Source organism: Gemella sp. 27098_8_92 (genome assembly GCF_041433685.1).
GTDB lineage: Bacteria > Bacillota > Bacilli > Staphylococcales > Gemellaceae > Gemella.
Map to the genome: position 1 here is coordinate 61,585 of NZ_JAPWBZ010000007.1, position 20,462 is coordinate 82,046.

Annotated in this window: 16 protein-coding genes and 1 pseudogene; 12 read left to right on the top strand and 5 right to left on the bottom strand. The window is 30.1% G+C overall.

Annotated elements, in window-relative coordinates; genetic code table 11:
* Positions 1–90: 90 nt before the first annotated feature.
* The 4 genes and pseudogenes from O3802_RS06325 to O3802_RS06340 form a co-directional block, all read right to left on the bottom strand.
* Positions 91–591: a universal stress protein gene (locus O3802_RS06325; RefSeq protein ID WP_276767030.1), complete on the bottom strand. Its 501-nt coding sequence runs from the start codon at positions 589–591 to the stop codon at positions 91–93.
* Between the two features lie 176 nt (positions 592–767).
* A complete protein-coding gene (locus O3802_RS06330; RefSeq protein WP_371458785.1) occupies positions 768–1,025 on the bottom strand; it encodes an immunoglobulin-like domain-containing protein in 258 nt (85 codons plus the stop codon).
* Positions 999–1,319 (bottom strand): annotated as a pseudogene (locus tag O3802_RS06335) (YuzB family protein); the annotation flags it as partial. The pseudogene O3802_RS06335 and the gene O3802_RS06330, both read right to left, overlap by 27 nt.
* A gap of 140 nt (positions 1,320–1,459) precedes the next feature.
* Positions 1,460–2,119 (bottom strand): TIGR01906 family membrane protein, encoded by a 660-nt coding sequence (locus O3802_RS06340; RefSeq protein ID WP_371458770.1) that lies wholly within the window; start codon positions 2,117–2,119, stop codon positions 1,460–1,462.
* A gap of 216 nt (positions 2,120–2,335) precedes the next feature.
* Between O3802_RS06340 and treR the strand changes: the two genes are divergently transcribed.
* The 11 genes from treR (at position 2,336) to O3802_RS06395 (ending at position 16,676) form a co-directional block, all read left to right on the top strand.
* Positions 2,336–3,058 (top strand): trehalose operon repressor, encoded by a 723-nt coding sequence (gene treR / locus O3802_RS06345; RefSeq protein WP_371458771.1) that lies wholly within the window; start codon positions 2,336–2,338, stop codon positions 3,056–3,058.
* A gap of 271 nt (positions 3,059–3,329) precedes the next feature.
* Positions 3,330–3,710 carry a class Ib ribonucleoside-diphosphate reductase assembly flavoprotein NrdI gene (gene nrdI / locus O3802_RS06350; RefSeq protein ID WP_371458772.1) on the top strand — a complete coding sequence of 127 codons (381 nt, stop codon included), beginning with the start codon at positions 3,330–3,332 and terminating at the stop codon, positions 3,708–3,710.
* Positions 3,697–5,787: a class 1b ribonucleoside-diphosphate reductase subunit alpha gene (gene nrdE, locus O3802_RS06355; RefSeq protein WP_371458773.1), complete on the top strand. Its 2,091-nt coding sequence runs from the start codon at positions 3,697–3,699 to the stop codon at positions 5,785–5,787. Before nrdI ends, nrdE begins: the two co-directional genes overlap by 14 nt.
* 24 nt (positions 5,788–5,811) lie before the next feature.
* A complete protein-coding gene (gene nrdF, locus O3802_RS06360) occupies positions 5,812–6,780 on the top strand; it encodes a class 1b ribonucleoside-diphosphate reductase subunit beta (protein WP_371458774.1) in 969 nt (322 codons plus the stop codon).
* Positions 6,781–6,793: 13 nt separating this feature from the next.
* Positions 6,794–7,360: a histidine phosphatase family protein gene (locus O3802_RS06365; protein ID WP_371458775.1), complete on the top strand. Its 567-nt coding sequence runs from the start codon at positions 6,794–6,796 to the stop codon at positions 7,358–7,360.
* Positions 7,361–7,666: 306 nt separating this feature from the next.
* Positions 7,667–7,903 (top strand): hypothetical protein, encoded by a 237-nt coding sequence (locus O3802_RS06370; RefSeq protein WP_371458776.1) that lies wholly within the window; start codon positions 7,667–7,669, stop codon positions 7,901–7,903.
* Positions 7,896–11,363 (top strand): LPXTG cell wall anchor domain-containing protein, encoded by a 3,468-nt coding sequence (locus O3802_RS06375; protein WP_371458777.1) that lies wholly within the window; start codon positions 7,896–7,898, stop codon positions 11,361–11,363. Before O3802_RS06370 ends, O3802_RS06375 begins: the two co-directional genes overlap by 8 nt.
* 191 nt (positions 11,364–11,554) lie before the next feature.
* Positions 11,555–12,118, top strand: a complete 564-nt coding sequence (locus O3802_RS06380; RefSeq protein WP_371458778.1) for a histidine phosphatase family protein — start codon at positions 11,555–11,557, stop codon at positions 12,116–12,118.
* 464 nt (positions 12,119–12,582) lie between these two features.
* Entirely contained in the window at positions 12,583–14,718 is a 2,136-nt protein-coding gene (locus O3802_RS06385) for a dockerin type I repeat-containing protein (protein ID WP_371458779.1), read from the top strand.
* 25 nt (positions 14,719–14,743) lie between these two features.
* A complete protein-coding gene (locus O3802_RS06390) occupies positions 14,744–16,024 on the top strand; it encodes an SHIRT domain-containing protein (RefSeq protein WP_371458780.1) in 1,281 nt (426 codons plus the stop codon).
* Positions 16,025–16,286: 262 nt separating this feature from the next.
* Complete coding sequence (locus O3802_RS06395; RefSeq protein ID WP_371458781.1) at positions 16,287–16,676, top strand: hypothetical protein; 390 nt, start codon at positions 16,287–16,289, stop codon at positions 16,674–16,676.
* On the opposite strand, the gene O3802_RS06400 is transcribed toward O3802_RS06395, so the two are convergent.
* The gene (locus tag O3802_RS06400) at positions 16,669–16,800 is read right to left on the bottom strand and encodes a hypothetical protein (RefSeq protein ID WP_371458782.1); all 132 of its coding nucleotides are present in this window, start codon (positions 16,798–16,800) and stop codon (positions 16,669–16,671) included. The genes O3802_RS06395 and O3802_RS06400 overlap by 8 nt on opposite strands.
* Positions 16,801–16,855: 55 nt before the next feature.
* Between O3802_RS06400 and O3802_RS06405 the strand changes: the two genes are divergently transcribed.
* On the top strand, positions 16,856–20,462 hold a 3,607-nt coding region (locus tag O3802_RS06405; protein WP_371458783.1), incomplete at its 3' end, for an MSCRAMM family protein.

The window sequence follows — 20,462 nt, forward strand, 5'->3', positions numbered from 1 at the left end:
ATAACAAGCTACTATTCTAGAATAGTGGCTTGTTTTTCAAATAAAAATATACCCTTAGATAAATATTTATCTAAGGGTATTAAAATTATTTTATTTATCTTGATCTTCTTGGAATTTTTTAGCGATAGTAGCTTCAAAGTCTTCAGGGATAGAACGTTGTTTAATGATTATTACATCACATTTAGCATATCTAACGATACCTTCAGATACTGATCCCATAAGCATACGTTTGAATCCAGTTAAACCAGAAGATCCACAAACTACTAAGTCGATTTCTTTTTCATCGACGATGTCTTCGCTTAAGACAATTTTTGGGATACCTTGTTCAACAATACCAGTGACTTTAGTAAGACCGTCTGCTTTAGCAGATTCAACATAACTATCAACTAATTCTTTAGTACGTTTGTAGAATGAGTTGAAGATATATGGATCTGATAAACCAGAAGTAGCAATTGTCGCATCAATAACAGAGGCAATGTATAATTCTGCATCTTCATTTCTCTGTGCTATAGCTACGGCATTTTTAAAAGCCCACTCAGCTTGTTTAGAACCATCAACAGCAACTAGTATTTTAGAATATTTGTTTTCCATAATTAAAACCTCCAACCTATTTATTCTTTAATTATATTATAACACATTTACACAAAAAGTAAACGCTATTTTCAAAAAAAATAAAATAACTGATTTTAATTTAGAGCTATAAATTAACCCTTTTTTAGATTATTATTCTAAAAAAAGGGTTAATTATATATTCTTTGGAAAACATATTAGCTGTTTTCATCTATTACAGTGATAGTGCGAGTTCTTTTATGTTCTTTGCCATCGATATTAATTTTATAAACAATATCATAGGTCCCAGGTGTATTATTATCTACATGTCCTTCTATAATAAGATTATCAAGATAAGATTTTCCAGCCTTACGTGCAATAATACCATCTGAGTTTATATTTATTGTTTCGCCTACTCTAATAGAAGTATTCTCTGGAACAATAAAATAAACGGTTCTTTCAAGGCGGCGTTCCAGACGTTTTCTATATTTTTCTTCGTCCTCTGCACTCATTCTATCACGAAGTTTTTCGTCAACTAAAGGCATAAGCTCAACTTCAGTATCGGCAATACAAATTCTACTATTAACAAGGGTAAATGTTTGAGTTCTACCAGGGCCGCAGTACGATTGACAACCTATAATAAATTCAGCATTAGGTGCTTTTTTCTTAAGTTTAGGTATCAATGTTTTAAGGTTGACTCCTAGGCAGGCATCACATACTCTAAATGTTACTTTGTCTTCGGTAACTACATCTTTATTATTTTTAGCCATTATATTTCCTTTCATCAATTTATTATTGCATTAAGATAAGAACAATTATATCACATTCTAGAAATAAATAAAATTTTAAAACACAAGACTTTAATTAGGAAATAATTATCTAAGTATTATATTAAACATAATCAAATAGTCTATTTAGAAGTTATCTTTCTTTTAACAACAATATTTGTTATTAATAACAGGGTAAATACTATAAAAATATGAATAATTATTCTAGTAATTAAGCTAATAAAAAATTCCTCGGGTACCATTTTTATTAAATTAGACTCATCGGGGCTAAGTAGCCATAGGTCATTAGAAAATAAGATAGTATGGAACTTAATCCAAAACGAATTAAAGTTATAAGCAATAATGCCAGCTAATATAGCAATTAACAAGATAAAGATTGCTAAAGTTTTATTAAATGCTTTTGTGATATAAAGTAAAGTTTTAGTTTTCTTAGTAATTATGATGATTATCGTAGTTATAATAAAGATTATTAAGCAAATAATCATTACCTTGAAACTAACATTATAAAGATTTTTAACATCTATCATGTGTAATATATCTTTATCAGAAAACCAATTTTTATTTAATGAGGTATTATCTTTCAAATATGCTAGCAAATTTTCTGTATTATTTATTAATTCAGAACTGGTTGTATTTATAGAAGGAGCTAAATTCTCCTTCTCATAGAAATTTTTGTAAAAATCAAGATTAAAACAATTATAAAAAATGATTGCTAAAATACTGAATATAAATAAAGCAAAGTTTTGAATAGTTATAATGCTATATGTGAAAAAATATTTCATAGTTATACCTCCGCAATACATATTATAACATACCTACTAAATGTGTAAAAAGAAAAAATATAGCGGTGCATAACTTGTTTTAGAGAATGTTGGTTTACATATTTACAGCAAATAACAAAAATAATGTAAATAATGGAAGTTTTTGAGTAAAAACGTTTGATATTGTATCGAATTATGTTAAAATATAGACACAATTATTTATTTTTGGGGGAAATCATGAATAAGTTTTTTAAGATCTATTTAGAATTAAGAGAACAAATAGAAAATAAGCAATACAAAGCTAATAGCATTTTACCAAGTGAGAATGAATTAGCTAAAAAATATAATGTTTCTAGGGAAACTATAAGAAAAGCTTTGTTGTTACTTTTAGAAAATGGTTATATCCATAAAATACAAGGAAAAGGATCAATAGTTTTAGATGTTCATAGATATAGACTACCAGTAACAGGAATATTAAGTTTCAAAGAACGTCATCAATTCCAAGATTTAGAAGCGAAGACAAAAGTAATAGTAAATGAAGAAATTGAAGCTCCTGACTTTTTAGTTAAGCTTGGTGTTGTTCAACCTGGTGAAAAACTTACCTACTTATTGCGTCAACGTATTGTCAATGGCGAGGCGGTAATTTTGGATAAGGATTATATTAGAAAAAATACTATTGGTAATTTACCAACTAATCGTGTTGAAGAATCTTTATATGAGTATTTAGAAAAAGATTTAGGGATTAAAATTTCATATGGAAATAAAGACTTCAAAATTGAACCTGTCAGCGATGAAGATCATGTTTATATTGATTTAAATGGCCATCATCATATTGCAGTTTTAAGAAGTGATGTTTATACAGAAGGAACAGACTTTTTACATTATAATGAGAGCCGTCATAGAGTAGATAACTTCTATTTCTCGGAGTTTGCGCGTAGAGCGGTAAATAAAAATAATTAAACATTGAACAAAAAGATTTTAAGTGATAAGAACTTGCTTAAGATCTTTTTTAAATTTTTTTATCCTAATATTTTCTGTCAATTAAAAAGAAAAACGCGAGTAATTGATGATAGTAATATTAAAAAAAATAATAAATTTTCAAAATAAAAAAGATGAAAAAAATTGAGAAAAATAATTATTGAAAAAAAGAATAATAGAGTGTATAATAATTATTAAGTTAGAAATTTCCGGGAAATAATCTGGAAATATTTTTTGTGGGAGAGTGAGAAAAATGAAAGTAATTTTCTTTTCATTAACAGGTAATTGTAAAAGATTTGTAGAGATGTGTAAACTACCAGAAGAAGATGTTATTGATCTATGGGAAATCGATTATGAAGTTGATTTTGACTATATACTAATAACGCCAACTATTGGTTTTGGAAAAGTTCCAGAAGATGTTGAGAGATTTCTAAAAGGAAACTACAAGCACCTAAAAGGAGTGGTTGGAAGTGGTAATAAAAATTGGGGAAATAGATTTGCAAAAGCTTCTGAAATCATAAGTGAGCAATACAATGTTCCGCTACTAATGAAAATAGAATTACATGGGAATACAAAAGATTTAATAAAATTTAGAAAAATATATTTGGAGAGTGTTGATAATGGAGAAATTTAATCATATAGAGCTTAATAACGAAGTAACTAAAAGAGGAGAAAATGGATTTTTCAAGTTAGAAAAAGACCAGGAAGCTATTGCAGAATTTCTTCGTGAAGTTGATCATAGAACTGTAAAATTCAGTTCAGAAATGAAAAGATTAAGATACTTAGTAGAAGAAAACTTCTATTATAATATTTTTGATAAATATATTGAAGATGAAATAGTAGAATGCCTAGAACTTGCTAAAAACTTTAAGTTTGAATTCAAGAGCTACATGGCAGCAAGTAAGTTTTACAAAGACTACGCATTAAAAACTAATGATAAAAAACAATACTTAGAAAACTTTAATCAACACGTATTTATCGTAGCAATGTATCTTGGTGATGGAAATACAGCATTAGCTAAAGAACTTATGATTGCAATGCTTGAACAAAGATTGCAACCAGCGACACCAACATTCCTAAACTCTGGAAGAAGTCGCCGTGGAGAGTTAGTTTCTTGTTTCTTATTAGAAGTAGGAGACTCGTTAAATTCTATCAACTACATTGATTCAACAGCGAAACAACTTTCAAAAATTGGTGGGGGAGTTGCGATTAACTTATCAAAACTTCGTGCGCGTGGTGAAAGTATTAAAGGTATAAAAGGAGTAGCAAAAGGTGTTATTCCAGTGGCCAAATCACTAGAACAAGGTTTTGCTTATGCAGATCAGCTTGGACAACGTCCTGGAGCAGGAGCGGTATACTTAAATATTTTCCACTATGATGTGTTAGAATTTTTAGATACGAAAAAAGTTAATGCCGATGAGGAATTACGTTTGCCAACTATTTCTACAGGTATTATCGTACCGTCATTATTCTTTGATTTAGCACGTGAGAATAAAGAGTTTTATATGTTTGGACCACATTCTATTTATGAAGAGTATGGTTTAGTACTAGATGATATTGATATTGCAGGATATTATGATGAGTTCGTTGCTAATGAAAATATTATAAAACGTAAATTTGATGCACGTGATATGCTTAACCTTATAGCACAAACACAATTACAATCAGGATATCCATATTTAATGTTCAAAGACAATGCAAACAAAAACCATGCTCTTCGTGAGATTGGTCAAGTTAAAATGAGTAATCTATGTACAGAAATTTTCCAACTTCAAGAAACTTCTGTGATTAAAGACTACGGAGAAGGGGATGTTATCAAACGTGATATTTCATGTAACCTTGCTTCATTAAATATTGTTAATGTAATGGAAAGCAAAAAGCTTAAAGAGTCAATCTATTCAGGTATGGATGCTTTAACGTTTGTTAGTGATTCAACAAAAATCAAAAATGCACCTGGTGTAGTAAAAGCAAATGAAGAGTTCCACTCTGTTGGACTTGGAGCGATGAATTTAAATGGTTACTTGGCGAAAAACTTAATCGCCTATGATAGTGAAGAGGCAAAAGATTTTGCTAATGTCTTCTTTATGATAATGAATTATTATACTATAGAACGCTCAATGCAAATTGCTAAAGAACGTAAAGAAACATTTAAAGATTTTGAAAAATCTGATTACTACAATGGAACATACTTTACCAAATATATTACAAATGATTATCTACCAAAATCAGAAAAAGTTAAAGAATTATTTGAGGGGATTTATATTCCAACAAAAGAAGATTGGCACAGTCTAAAAAATAGAGTAAAAGAAAATGGATTATACCATGCATATAGAATGGCGATAGCTCCAACACAAAGTATTTCATATGTTCAAAATTCAACATCAAGTGTACTACCAATTGTTGATAAAATCGAGCGTAGAAGCTACGGAAATGCAGAGACATTCTATCCAATGCCATATCTAAGTCCAAAAACACAATGGTATTACAAATCGGCATTTACAATAGATCAAATGAAACTTATTGACCTTATGGCTGTAATTCAAGAACATATTGACCAAGGTATTTCTGTAATTTTATATGTAAATTCTGATATTACAACAAGAGAGTTAGCTAGGTATTATATTTATGCTCATCATAAAGGGCTAAAATCACTATACTACACAAGAAACAAACTTCTTTCAGTTGAAGAATGTACATCATGTTCGATATAGAAAAGAGAGGAATTATTATTAATTATGAAAGCAGTAAACTGGAATAAACAAGATGACCTAACATTTATGTATTGGCGTCAAAATATTGCTCAATTTTGGGTAGATACAGAGTTCAAAGTATCAAAAGATATAAAAAGCTGGAATGAAGATTTAAACGATAAAGAAAGAGATGCTTATAAAAAAGTTCTTGCAGGTCTAACAGGATTAGATACGCAACAAGGGGATAAGGGTATGCCCCTAGTATCTCTTCACACAGAAGATATGAGAAAACAAGCTGTTTATAGTTTTATGGGAATGATGGAGCAGATGCACGCAAAGAGTTATTCGACTATCTTTACATCACTTATCCCTAGTAAAGAAACAGATTACTTATTAGATGAGTGGGTTCCAAATAATGAAGAACTTCAATATAAAGCTCAACTTATCGAAAGTTATTATCTAAAACTATTCAAGCCGGAAGTATCAACTTATGATTTATATATGGCGCGTGTTGCTTCGGTATTTCTTGAGAGTTATATTTTCTATAGTGGATTCTTCTATCCATTATATCTAGCTGGGCAAGGAAAACTTACAACATCTGGAGAAATTATCCGTAAAATACTACTAGATGAAACTATCCATGGAAGTTTTACAGGTTTTGATGCGCAGGAAATCTTCAAAACTTTAACACCAGAAGAGCAAGAAAAAGCCAATAAAGAAATGTACACATTATTACTTGACTTATACGAAAATGAGTTGAAATATACAAAAGATATTTACGGAGAAATTGGACTATTCGAAGAGGTTAAAGATTATGTCGAGTACAATGCTAACCGAGCTTTAGCAAACCTGGGATATCCTGGATACTTCGAAGATAAAGAAATCAACCCAATTATCGAAAATGCAATGAATACATCTACTAAAAACCACGATTTCTTTAGTGTTAAAGGAGACGGATATGTAGTTAGTATGAATGTTGAGTCAATTGAAGACGAAGATTTTATTTTTGAATAATTAGGTTGTACTTATGAAAATATTATTAGTAAGACACGGTGAGACCGACTTTAATAAAAATAAACTTATTCAAGGGCATAGTGATATTGTTTTAAACGAAACGGGAAGAGAACAGGCTATAGATGCTGGGCAAAAAATCACCGATTTTAATATTGACGCAGCCTTTAGTAGTCCATTAAAAAGAGCGCTGGAGACAGCACAACTTATGCTTGAAAATTCTAACAATAGCCAAAATGAAAGGCTAGATTTGGTAACTGATTCAAGGTTAATCGAAAAGTATTTCGGAGATTTTGAAGGTTCAACATTCGATGAATATTTCAAAGCGCTAGATACAGGTTCAAACTTAGAAACAATTGAACAAGAAGAAAATGTCTACAAGAGAGCACATTCTTTCTTTTTAGATAAGTATGAAGATTACAATAATAAAACGATACTTGTAGTCTGTCATGGAGCTTTGATACGTATTTTTCTACGAGAATTAGGTCTATATCCTGAAACAAGAGAGCTTATAAAAAACACAGCGTTGAATATTTTACGATTTGACGGAAGTAATTTTATATTGGAAAAGTTTAATATCTAAAATTGATATAAATAAAAAGTTCTAAACAATATATTATTTTGTAATATATTGCATTAGAGCTTTTTTTGTTGTAATAGTACGGGTAAAACCTACTATATTAACTAATTTTTATTTTCTGTTGAAGCTATCTTTATAATATGATAGAATAGAAGAGAGCTTATAGCAATTTTTTTTAATCTTTTGCATTGATAATAGTTATCTCTATCAATTAAACTTTATTATTATCAATGGTATAAAGGATCGCTAAACAGTCTTTTCAAATAATTTATAAGAGGTGAAAACATGAAAAAGAATAACATATTGCCCATGATATTTGCTGGAGTTATTATTACAGCGATGCCGCAGTCTATTTCTAATCATAATTTAGCATTTGCTCAAAAAACAAATGAGTCTTCGACTACAGCTAGCTCTGGAACATTATCAGATAATAATTCTGGAAAAGTAGAAACGGGCGAAGCAGATGTAAAAAATCTTAAGAACGGAAAATACTCTGTACCTGTGAATTTGACGAATTTTTATACAGGGGGGGCCCTCTATGGCTAATGTCGCAGTTTCAGGGAATGCAACATTAACTGTGAAAGATGGAAAGTATACAGTTAGTTTAAATTTTAAACCTATTACATTAAACAATCTTACCGGATATTTGGGTAATCTTAAGTATTATTATGGAGATAAAACAGGAGGGAAACATCAAAATTCTTTAGATGACATTCGTGATGATGAATTTAAAGAGACAACAATAACGGAATATTATTCTGCAGATAAAAAGGATGAATTTTTTGAAACATATAAGAAAAAATATCCGGATCGTACAGCTTATCCAAAAACTATTGAGTATCAAGTAGATAAAGGGAAAATTGATAACAATAAGAAATTAACTACATATGGACAAGTCTTTGTACCTGTTATGGAAACTTTTGGTTCAGGTACACAAAACGTTACCCTTACATATGATTTTAATAATCTTAAAACTATACAGTTAGATGAAAAACCTAGTGTACCAAATACTGAAAAAAGTAAATATGTAGAAATAAAGGTTAAGGATGATACAGTAACAACACCTAAAGTACGTAAAAATGTTGATACTATTGGACAATTAGTTACAAAAGATAATGAGCAATATTTGTTGTTAAGATACTATAGTAAAGTTGGGGAAGGTCGAGATAATGATGGACTGCAAAATATAAAATATGCTTTCTCTGAAAATGCAAGCCCGAGTGACAGAAAAACTCCTGAAACAAAAGTCCTAGAAACAGTTGTTGCCAAAGGAGAAAATGACACTGTTTATGAAATTTCTGAAGCTAAAATACCTGTAACAGGAAAAAATCAAGTAATCGTTTTTGGAGATTTCCAGTATCCAGCAAAAATGGCGACACAATATGGAACAATTACTTGGAGTGATAAAGAAAACATTGTTCAAAAAGATACAACTGTTGATGCTCCGAACTTAGTGGCTATTAAACCAGTTTTACGAGGGGTTACCGTTAAGAAAGCAGGAGATAAGAAACAACCACTTGATTTTTCTAAAAATGGAATCTCTTATTCACCATATAATGGTATCAATGGTGATAAATTTAAGTTAGCTGATAATTATTTCTTTAATATAGATGTTGCTTTTGAGAGAAAAAATCTTATTAATACACAAACACGTCATATTAAATATACCCTTGATGGAAGTGAACCGACGTTTTCTTCTAAAGATGCCACAATAAGATTTGCTAATGCAGATCCGTATAAACCGGAGTTTTATTATAGTTTAACGATAAATCCATTTTCTGACGAATCAAAAGTGCCTGCTGAAGGTGGAGAACTAACTCTTAAAGTGAAAAGTTTTAATGCGGATGGTAGTGTTTCTAGTGAAACTAAAACATATAAGCTTCCTTTTGACAAGATGACTTTAGATAATGTTGATTCTAAGATTACAATATCAGAGAAAGAGTATAATGCGACACTTTCATCTAACAAAAAATTCCTATTAGATGATAATGTTAATGTTAAAACTGCTAATATTGATGAAGAAAGCTTAAATAAAATATTAGAAAGTCAAATTAAGGACTTGGGGCTTTCTAATGCCAAAACATTTAAACTAAATATTACTAAAAAAGATGGTTCTAAATTTACTCCTATTGACAAAGAAGGATGGAATATTTCAGAAAACCCAATATTTAAGTTAAAATTATCTAATTTTTCAGCCGATAAAAATACACATACATATATTTATGAAAATGGTCGCTTGAGATTAATACCATCTAGCACAAGTAGTTCTAGCTATGAATTTAATGTTAATAGTGATGAGGCGTACTTTGTTATAGCGCAAAAAAATACCGAAGCACTTACAAAAGAAAAAATAGATGAACTAAAAAATAAAGTTAATGAAGTGAAAAAAGTTATTTCAGAAACTTCAGATGTTTCTGTTGCAAAATCGAATTTAGAAGCAGAGTTAGTGAAGATTGAAAAAACACTTAAACGACAAAAACCAAGCTTAAATACGATTATTATGCATCTGGAAGTTTTAGATACTAATCTTAAAGCTATAAAATCGAATAAGACAGCTAATCTAAAATATCTACAAGATAATGCTAAATCACTTATTGATATTGTAAACTCTGATGTTTTACATTCTTTATTGACATCAAAAAAACTTACGAAGCTTGAAGATTTAAAAAATAAAGTACATTCTTCTTACAATGATGGTGAACAACTAGCTAAAAATATAAAAGAATTACAAAATGAACTTAATAACCTTGAATACAAGTATCCTACACAAGATATAGAATTTTCGGTGAAAAAATTCTATAGTCCAGAAGATACATCTATGGCCAATAATGTATTTGTTAATAAAGCAAAACTTATCTATGCACCAAATAAAACATATTTAGATATTGATTTAAAAACTATGATTTTTGGGAAAATACATGCACACTTACTTGATTTAGATGTATTTAAAGATGAAATTGATAAAGAAAAATTACCTTATCATGTGGTAAATAAATATGATGATATCAGTTCATTAACTGGAGAAATAACAAACTTCAAGAAAAAATTATTGGTGGAGTTGGAAAAAGATGTTAAAAATACCTATAATATCCGAGTTGCCAATGATGGTATGGGATCAGCTAGACCTGAAGCCAAATTAGTTATTTCGACAAAAATAGAACGTCCAGAAGTTCCTAGTGATGAAGAAGCTGCACGCCAACGTGAAAAATTAGAGAAATTAAATAAATTGAAAGAAATAGCTAAAACAGAGGTTACTAATAAACAAGGTATTCCTGTGCAAGAAAAAGCAAGATTGATAGATATAATAGAAAAAGCAACTTCAAAAGATGAACTTTCTACAAAACTGAATAATAAGGATGTTACAGTATCGCTTGATAATTCAGTTACTAAAGCTAAAGAAGTTGTAGTGAAAAATTCGGGTGTAGATATTGTTGATAAAGTAAAAAAACTTGTTGCAAGTAAGGTATCACCACAAGCAACAATCGCTAATACTTTTGATATTCATCTTGTCGATAAAAATAATAATGTAATTGCAAAAAATGGGGATACACGAGCAGTTACTTTAGATGTTGAGAAAAGTGATGATGAAAAAGTAGAAGTTTACTATGTTAATAATAATGCTCTAGAATTTATACCGAGCGCTTATAAAGATGGGAAATTAACATTCTTTACAAATCACTTTAGTACATTTACTATTGTAAAATCTAAAATTAACAACAATAACAGCAATAACAGCAATAACAACAATAACAACAATAACAATAATAATAACAATAATAACAATAATAACAATAATAACGATGATAAATCAAAAAACAATGGTGGAAATAACAATAATAATTTTGATAATAACCAAAACAATAATCTAAATCAAAATAATAATAGTAATCGAAAAGATAATTTTGGTATATTGCCTAAAACTGGTCTTACATCAGGTACTTCATGTCTGATAGTTGGAGTATTAGTATTGTTTGGAGCATTGTTGATTTCTAGACGTAGAAACTAAAAATCAATAATATAAATAAGAGGTACTTTATAAATTATAAGTATCTCTTATTATTTTTGGTAATAAAAATAAATATTTTGTGCTGTAATTTATATTTAACAATAATTATAAATATAAACAGATTAAGCTTTATTTTTAAAAATGAATATTTTATAATAATGTGTATAGTCAATTATAGAAGGAGAATCAATATGCGTATAATTTTAGCACGACATGGAGAAACGGATTATAATAAAAATAAAAAAGTACAAGGTCATAGCGATATACCGTTGAATGAAGAAGGAATAAAACAGGGGAAAGAAGCGGGGAAGAAAATAACGGATTACGATATAGATGTAGCCTATAGTAGTACTTTGGGGCGTGCTTTCGATACTGCTAGATATATGTTGGATAATTCTAATAATGAGATAAACAAAATGTTAGATGTTATAAAGGATAAACGCTTAATAGAAAAATCATATGGAGATTATGAGGGGGTATCATTTGCTGAGTATGCAGCAGGATTACAAAAAGGAGAAACGCGTGGTATGGAACTAGATGAAGATGCCGCGGATAGAGTAGAAGAATTCTTTAAAGAAAAATACAAAGAGCATCCTGATAAAACTATATTAGCTGTATGTCATGGTGGATTAATTCGTTCATTCTTAACAGAAAAAGGTATTAAAAGAGTTGGACGTGGTGTAATTAAAAATACTTCAGTTAGTATTCTTAAATATGATGGAGAAGTTTTTAAATTGGAAGAGTTTAATATGTAATAAAAGTATAATATTTAGTTAGGAAAATTTGATTTAGTTATAATTAAATTTTACAAGAGGTTTGTGAAAAGTAATATAAACGATATATTCTATCTTTATAGAGCGAAATAATATTCTATTAAAGAAAAAATACTATTCTATTCTCGTACTTATTTTACGTTAAAAATACAGAAATAGGATAAAAATTATTATAAATATATAAAACATATAAATGAAAATAATTTTTTATATAAAGGAATATTATAGCTAAAAATATATTTATAATTTTTTTATAGTTTATAATATAACAAAAAAAGGGCGCAAAATAGTTGTTTTATAGTATTTTTTATTAGGTTTTTGGTTTACAATTTTATAAAAATTTGTTACAATTTGTATAGATATATTTTTTATTTATTATAATAATATTTTTAAAATATTATTATAATAAATCATTACATTATTCAAAAAATTTGAGGAGGATAGAAATGAAAGAAAAAAATATCAAATCTAATACAAAGAGAAGTAGAGGTTTAGCTTATAAAGCTACATCAGCACTTCTTGCGGCATCATTGCTAGTAAGTACGGGAGGATTAGGGTACTCACAGTATTTTTCTACTAACAATGTAGCACAAGCGGCTAATGAAAACTACAATGGGGTAGTTACATTTGTTACAAAACATGGGAATGTCCAAATCAAATTTACCAATGGAAATCAACGCCTAGATCAAGCTGATGAATATGGAAGAAAAGTAAATTTTGGTGATTATGGACATGGAACAACAAAAGCTTACTTTATAGGTTTATCTGATACAAAAAACTATGCGGGAACAAAGGGGAAATTTGTTTATAAACATGAACCTATAAAAAATTTATTCCCTAATGGTTTAAAAGGTGGAGAAGTAGTACATGCTTCATATTTAGATGCGACAGCAGCATTCTCTCTTAATAGTAAGATAGATGGACAAATAGAGATTAATAGAGGAATGAATCCACGTAATTTTCTTTTTAATAATTTAAATGTAAAAGAAAAATCAGATAATACTGCTAAAAAAGAAATTACATATTATACAAGCAATAAAAATGAAAATTCAAAGCTAAACCTAGAGGGAGTATCTTTCGAACTAAATCCATTTTTAATGGCTATTGCAAGATATAGTCCAACTCATTACTATCAACCAGGGACGTTGGAGCATTACCCAACAACAAACCCACAAGAATTAAATGATCCCAATAACAAAAATTATACATATGTAGACTTACATGTGCAGATAGATAAAAGGGTAAAATTAAACAATACTCTAGACTTTAATTTCACTTCTTATTCATTTAAACCACATATGGTATTAAATAAAAATAAAGAAAAAATAGATGCAAACTTTACAATAACTAACGGGAATCCTTCATCAAGAGTAACGTTTAATAGTTCTAAAGTAACAGATAGTGAATTTATTTTAAGGGTAAGACTTCGTTCAGAACAAGAAATACCAAATGCAACAGTAAAAGATATTTCAGAAGATTCAAAAATAACTTCAAATAAAGATGATAACTTTATTCTTCCAAAAGAAGAAATAACAAAAATTTCTGAAGGAAAAGCAAAACCAATCGAAATCAAAGGTTATATCGATGGTTGGGCAAAATTATATCAAGCAAAAATACTTTGGTTCAAAATAGGTGGGTCAGGTCCTATTCCTAGAAAAGATGCTCAAAGCCTTGTTTTAAACTTCGCATATAACAAAGTAAAATTCAATAAAAACTCATCAACTTTAGAAAAAGCTGAACAAGATTTAGGACTAGTTAATGTAATTAACGGTAACACTATCGATGGAGATAGTTTGAATAGTGGAACTAAACCAGCAAAAAATAAAGTTGGAGATAGCATGCCAGCGGATTTATCAAATATAGTTGCTAATGGCAAAACATATAAATTTAAAGAGTGGAATACTAGTGCAGACGGTCGTGGTCAAAAATTCACCGGTTCAACAACTGTAACAAAAGATCAAACTGTTTATGCAATTTGGGAAGAAAAAGCAGAAGAACAACATATAAAAATTAATGAAGATGGAAAAGTAGCTACTAAAGATGGTCATGCAATCTTTAATATAGGAAGCCAGTATTATAATAGCGTTAAAGATTTAGAATATGGTATATATTCAGACACAACTTTCAAAACAAAATCAGCTAAAAATGCAAATGTTACTTGGAAAGTAGAAGCTGTTGCAGGATTTGAAAAATATAGAAGTACAACTACAGCAGCAAGCAATATGTTTGAAAAAACTACAACTGTTTATGAAGGTAACAAACTTAATGTTAACAGAATTAAGGCGTTAAGATCAGGGATTTATAAAGTTACTGCCTCAATTAATGGAGGACAATCATCAGATTATATTTATGCTGTTGTTCCTGGTGATGTAGATAGAAATGGGAACATTAACATCCAAGATGCTGATAAAATTAAAAAATACTATGAGACTGGAAAAATAGATGTATTCAAATATCAACCAGATGAATTTACATTAGCTTTAGCAGACTTAGATCAAAATAAAATAATTGATTTAAATGATGCAACAATAGTTAAAAATATATATACAGAAATATTAAGAGTAAATCGAATTAATATTTAATAGAAATTAAGAAGGTGTTTAATTAATGAGTTTCAAAAAAAAATTTAAAACTCCTGCCAAAATAGTATCAATAGGTGCTATAGCGTTGGGATTAGGGTTAACTACTTTAGCACAACCAGCAGTGGTAGGGCAAAATCATGTAGTAAAAGCTGAAGATTCAGGGCTTAATAGCACGGCTCCAGCAGGAAAAGTTACGCTAGAAAGATTAGAATCAGATACAAGACCGGACATTTTTGCTGGTGAGGAGTTTAAAATAAGAATTACATGGACGGCTGCTCCAACAGAAGATAGATTAGGTGGAATAGGGACTATCCTAAGATTTGATACCAATACAATAGAATATGTTAGTGTTGAATCATTATTTGATGGAATACCAAGTGCGAATGTGAATGAAAAAAAACTAAGAGAAGAAGGTTACACAAAAATAGGGGTAGTTCCACCGCATAGTGGACCTGGACAAAGACAGCTACCTGTAACATTTACATTTAGAGCGAAAAAAGATATTACATTTGAAAGCAATTATACCCTTGTATTTAAAGCAGATCCAGATGTGCATTATCCAGGAAGAATTCAATGGCAAACATATCCAACTTATGCTCAAGATACTCCAGTAATTTCTTCATGGGATGGATTAAATGCTGATGGAACTATCTTTACAAGATTAGTAAAAGAACTAACTTATAAAGTAAGTTACAAATTTATTAGTGTAACAGAGGGGAAAACCTTACCTGCAGAGGTAACAGCTCTATTACCAATAGATAAAAAAAGATACAGAAATAATTCAACTGTGGATGCTAAACAACCAGCACAGACAAAAGTTACCGTAGGTAATGAAACATGGGAATTTGTTGGTTATGAAGAAAATCAACAAATTGCAAATGGAAAAGATGTACAGTTTATAGGTAAGTGGAAAGTTTCAGAAAGTTCGAATCCACCATCTGTAAAAAAAGGTAGTGTAGTGGTTCACTATGTATCAACAGATAATGAAAAACTAAAAGAAGACTATTTTGATACAAAAGATGCAGCAGTAGGTACTGACTATAATACAGCAGAAAATGAAACAGAAAAACCAAAATCTATTACAAAAGATGGAGTAACATACAACCTTGTAGAGACAAAAGGTAATGAAAAAGGTAAGGTTGTAGAAGGATTAACTGAAGTTACTTATGTCTACAAAAAAGTGACTCCTCCACAAAAAGTAGGGGATAAATTACCAAATACAGGTAGTACCTCAACAAATACAGGATTAGCTAGTTTAGCTCTAGCGGGATTAGCTTTGACATTACGTCGTAAAAAAAATAAATAGGGTGTATAATATTATGTAGTAGAAATAAAAAAATAGGGAGTAGACTTAAAAGTAGTCCTCCCTGTTTTTGGCGCCTTATTAAGTATATAAAATGAAAAAATACTTAAAATATTATCAAAATATATAGAAGTTATCAAGGTGATTATATAGCTAAATAAATTTTTTCTAATTTTTGAGACTTTTTACTTGTATTTTTTTATTATCATGCTAGAATAATTAATTGTGTTTACACAAAAAGAAATAAAAAGAAAGGATTAATCAAATGAATAGATTGAAAAAAATATTTAGTATTCTATTAATGGTCGCGTTACTTGTTAATACATTTTTAGGTTCAACATCAAAAAATGCATTTGCAGATGGAACGCTAAAGACAGAACTTAAAATTATTAATATAAATGGTGATAATACCATTGATGAAAATACAGAATTTTGGGTAAATAAACCTATTCCTGCAGCGGTAGATTTATCGATATCAGGAACTGGGGTAAACCTAAAAAATACAAAATTAAAAGTTTCTGTTCAAAAAACAGATTCAGCTACAAGACCAGATTTTGCAGATTCAAAAAAAGCAATCGCAAATGAACGTTCAGAAGATAGTAATTATTACTATATGACATATACTTTCGACCAATTAAATGGGGGACTCAACTAGCATTACCTTTACCATTTAAGTTTTTAGAAAGTGCAAATAAAGGGGATAGCGTTACTGTTAAGGCAGAATTAGTTGATGAAAATGGAGCGCCTCTTGCTACAATAACAAAAACATATGTTGCCAATAAAGAAACATATACTTTTAATGATTCTAGCGTATATGCTAATACACCGGAATCGTTGCAAGAACGTATAGATCCTTCAAAACCAGCAAAAAACAACACTCTATTTGTAAAAACTGTGGATACTTATGAAGATACAGAAAAAACAAGTGCAGATGGAGAAGGAACAGTATTTAGAGCTATTTTAAATGCTACTATTAAGGATACATCAGCGGCAAACCCAAATGCGACATATGATCGCCCTAAAAATATCAAGTATGAACTAAAACTACCTGAAGGGGTAGAAATGGATGATGCAAATGGCTTTTCTTTTGATCCTGCAACAAGAATTGCTACACGTGTGGTTGATAATCCAGGTATAGATGGAGCTTTTGCTTTAAGTTATAATGAGCTTACTTTTTACGTAGGTCCAACTCTTAAGTTTAAAGAGAAAAAATATAATGAGGTTATTAACCTAGAGGCTAAATTCACAGTAAATGATGGTTTAGCAGATGAAAGAAAACTTCCAGATAGAACTTTACCGATTAAACTATTAAAAAATAAAAAAACCTTTTCACCACAAAATTGGTCTTCGGTATATAAGAATAGTTTAAGAGGAGCAGAAGCAACTGATCCATTTAATTATTTTTTAGGTGAACAAGGTACTTATACAGCGCATCATAATAAAATATTTGATGACCGTAATAATGATCAAAGTGAAAATGGTTTATTCTACGTTACAGAAATAGGTAACGAAAATAACGGATCATCTCCTACTAATCCAGGAGGCGGCAATGTTATGTATCTATGGTCTATAGAAGACACATTGATGAAAGATCCAGCCGTTCAAAGTGAGAAGAAAATATACTACAAATACTTCCAATTAGGTAAAGTAGAGAAATTTAGAGCTAGGGGTGGGGATGATACTAGAAGACAACAACTAGTAGATAACACTATTAACCAACTTAATAGTACTTCTAATAAACTTTACGGAATAAAAGAAGATGGTTCAAAAGTAGAGTTAGCTTCTAACGTAAAATACCAACAAAAAGTAGATATTAACGATACTACAGGGCAGTACGTTCGTTTATCATTGGAGTTTGATACACCGATAACATTGGACAACACTAGTATAAAATATTATACAGCTGCATTCCCTAGTGATAAAGAGATTAAAAAAGTACAAGATGGTGAATATAGTGCTACACAGTACTATTACGGAGCGGCAAAAATCAAATCAGAAATAGCTACAAGCTCTACTGGAAAAGATAATGCAACTGAAACAAGTAATTCTTATCCAGGTTCTGCGTTTACTGGATTAAAAGGACTTACACCGAAAGCTTGGATAGGTGCATTTGGTGGAACGGATACACTAATTTATAAAGGTGAAGATACATATGCTGATCTTGCATTAAATCCTGCAACACTGCGCGGTAGATATGGTGTTTGGGGGCCATACCTAGGTCAACCGGTTACCAATGTTAAGGTATTATTCTTACTACCTACAGAATTTAGCTATGTTCAAACAAATAGTAATACGCACACTAATATTACAAATGGTAGTATTGGAGAACCGGAAATTGTTAAAAATTTCAGAAATACTGGACGTACAGCAGTAATTTACTCTGTACCAGATATGACACCAACATTGGAAGATAAAAATGATTCTGTAGGTATTGGACTTAGAGTAAAAGCTAGCCCATATGCTAAACAAGGAAATAATGAGGTAGATGCATACTTCCTTTATGATAATAACGATATAATCCAACCATGGGATGCAAATCAAACTTATGTTGATGCATTGGATTTAGATGGTGATGGAAATCAAACAGAAAAATTCAGTTATATGAAGCACACAATTAACTTTGTACCACCATTAGAATTATTAGTTTCAAAACAAGTTGGTCTAACTCCAAATGATACTAAATATGCAGAGGTTGGAGATTTAGGTCAAACATTCTACTGGAATGTTACAATTAGTAACAATACAATATCAGAAGTAACAGATGTTAGCTTTATAGACACACTACCATATGTAGGAGACCGTGTAATAACTCCTAATAATGCAGGACAATATGCAGAAAGAGGTTCTAAGTTTACGACACCACTTGCTAATAGTTTAGAGTCAGTTTCAGAAAATACTGAAGTATTAAAAGACTTTGATGTTTTCTACCAACTTGCACCACAAGGTACTATAGAATCAGTACGTGATGGATCATGGTTAACTGCTTCTCAAGTAACGGACTTTAGCCAAGTTAAGAGTATAAAACTAGTACTAAAAGCGGGTTCTAAATTAGAATCTAAAAAAACAGTTAACTTCTACATTCCTGCAAAAATACCATTTGATACTACATTAACAGAAACACAAACAGCAAATAATACAGCAGCCGTTTCTACAGATAAAACTTCTTATTCAGAAGGAAATACGGCTAGTATCGGAATTGCTAAATATACAGTAAAAGGTACAGTATTTAGTGACTTCAATAAAGATGGTATTATGGGCAGTGACGAAAGTAAACTGAAAGATTATAAAGTTGAATTAATTGATAAAGCAACAAATGACGTTGCTGTTGATGCTAATGGTAATAAACTAGAAGCAACAACAGATGATGAAGGTAAATATAAATTTGATGTTTACAAACGTGGAGATTACTTCGTAAGATTCACTAAAAAATCTAGCGATGAAAAATTAACTAAGTCAAATGACAAAGTTGATGGAAATAATGCAACAGAAGAAATATCAGGAACAGATAAAGTAAAAACAGCAGATTTCACATTAAGTCCAACAAGAAAAGATGTAGTTAAAAATGCTGCATTTGAAGCGACTAAGAGAGATGTTACTATTAAGAAAATATCTTCAAAATTAGAACAAGGTGGAGCTAAGAAATACCTAAAAGGTGTTACTTTTGCATTAAAACAAAATGGTAACGTAGTAGATACGCAAACAACAGATGATAATGGTCAAGCAGTTTTCAAAAATGTTAAATTTGGAAATTACAAATTAGAAGAAACAGCTACATTAGATGGTTATGAACGTATTACTACAGAAAAAGATATAACAGTTGATGAAACTGGAGATGCTACATACGAAATAAGTAATAATCCAATTGTAGGAAAAATCGTAGCAACACTGGAAGATAAAGATGATTCTACTAAGAAATTAGCTGGAGTTAAATTCGAACTAAAATCTGAAGATGGTACAGTTATTACTGAAGGAACAACAGATACAGACGGTAAAGTAGTATTCAATGATGTTCCTTATGGAAAATACAAACTAGTTCAAAAAACAGCATTAACTGACTACGATAAAGCTGAGGACACTGAAGTAAGTGTAACAACTCAGGGACAAGAAGCAGCAGTTACAATCAAGAACAAATTGAATCCAACAACACCTGCACCTGTAATTGATACAGTAGATACTGATGACGAAAAAATAACAGGAACAGGTATAAATGGGGCAACAATCGAAGTGACATTACCAGATGGAACTAAGAAAACAACAACAGTAAACTCAGAAGGTAAATGGGAAGTACCAACACCTAAATTAGCAAAAGATGCAGTAGTAAAAGCAACACAAAAAGAACCTGGTAAAAAAGTTAGTGCGGAAGCAACAACAACAGTAGTAGAAACTATTGCAGATAAAACAACATTAGTAGATCCTGCGAAAACAAAAGTAGATAATCTAG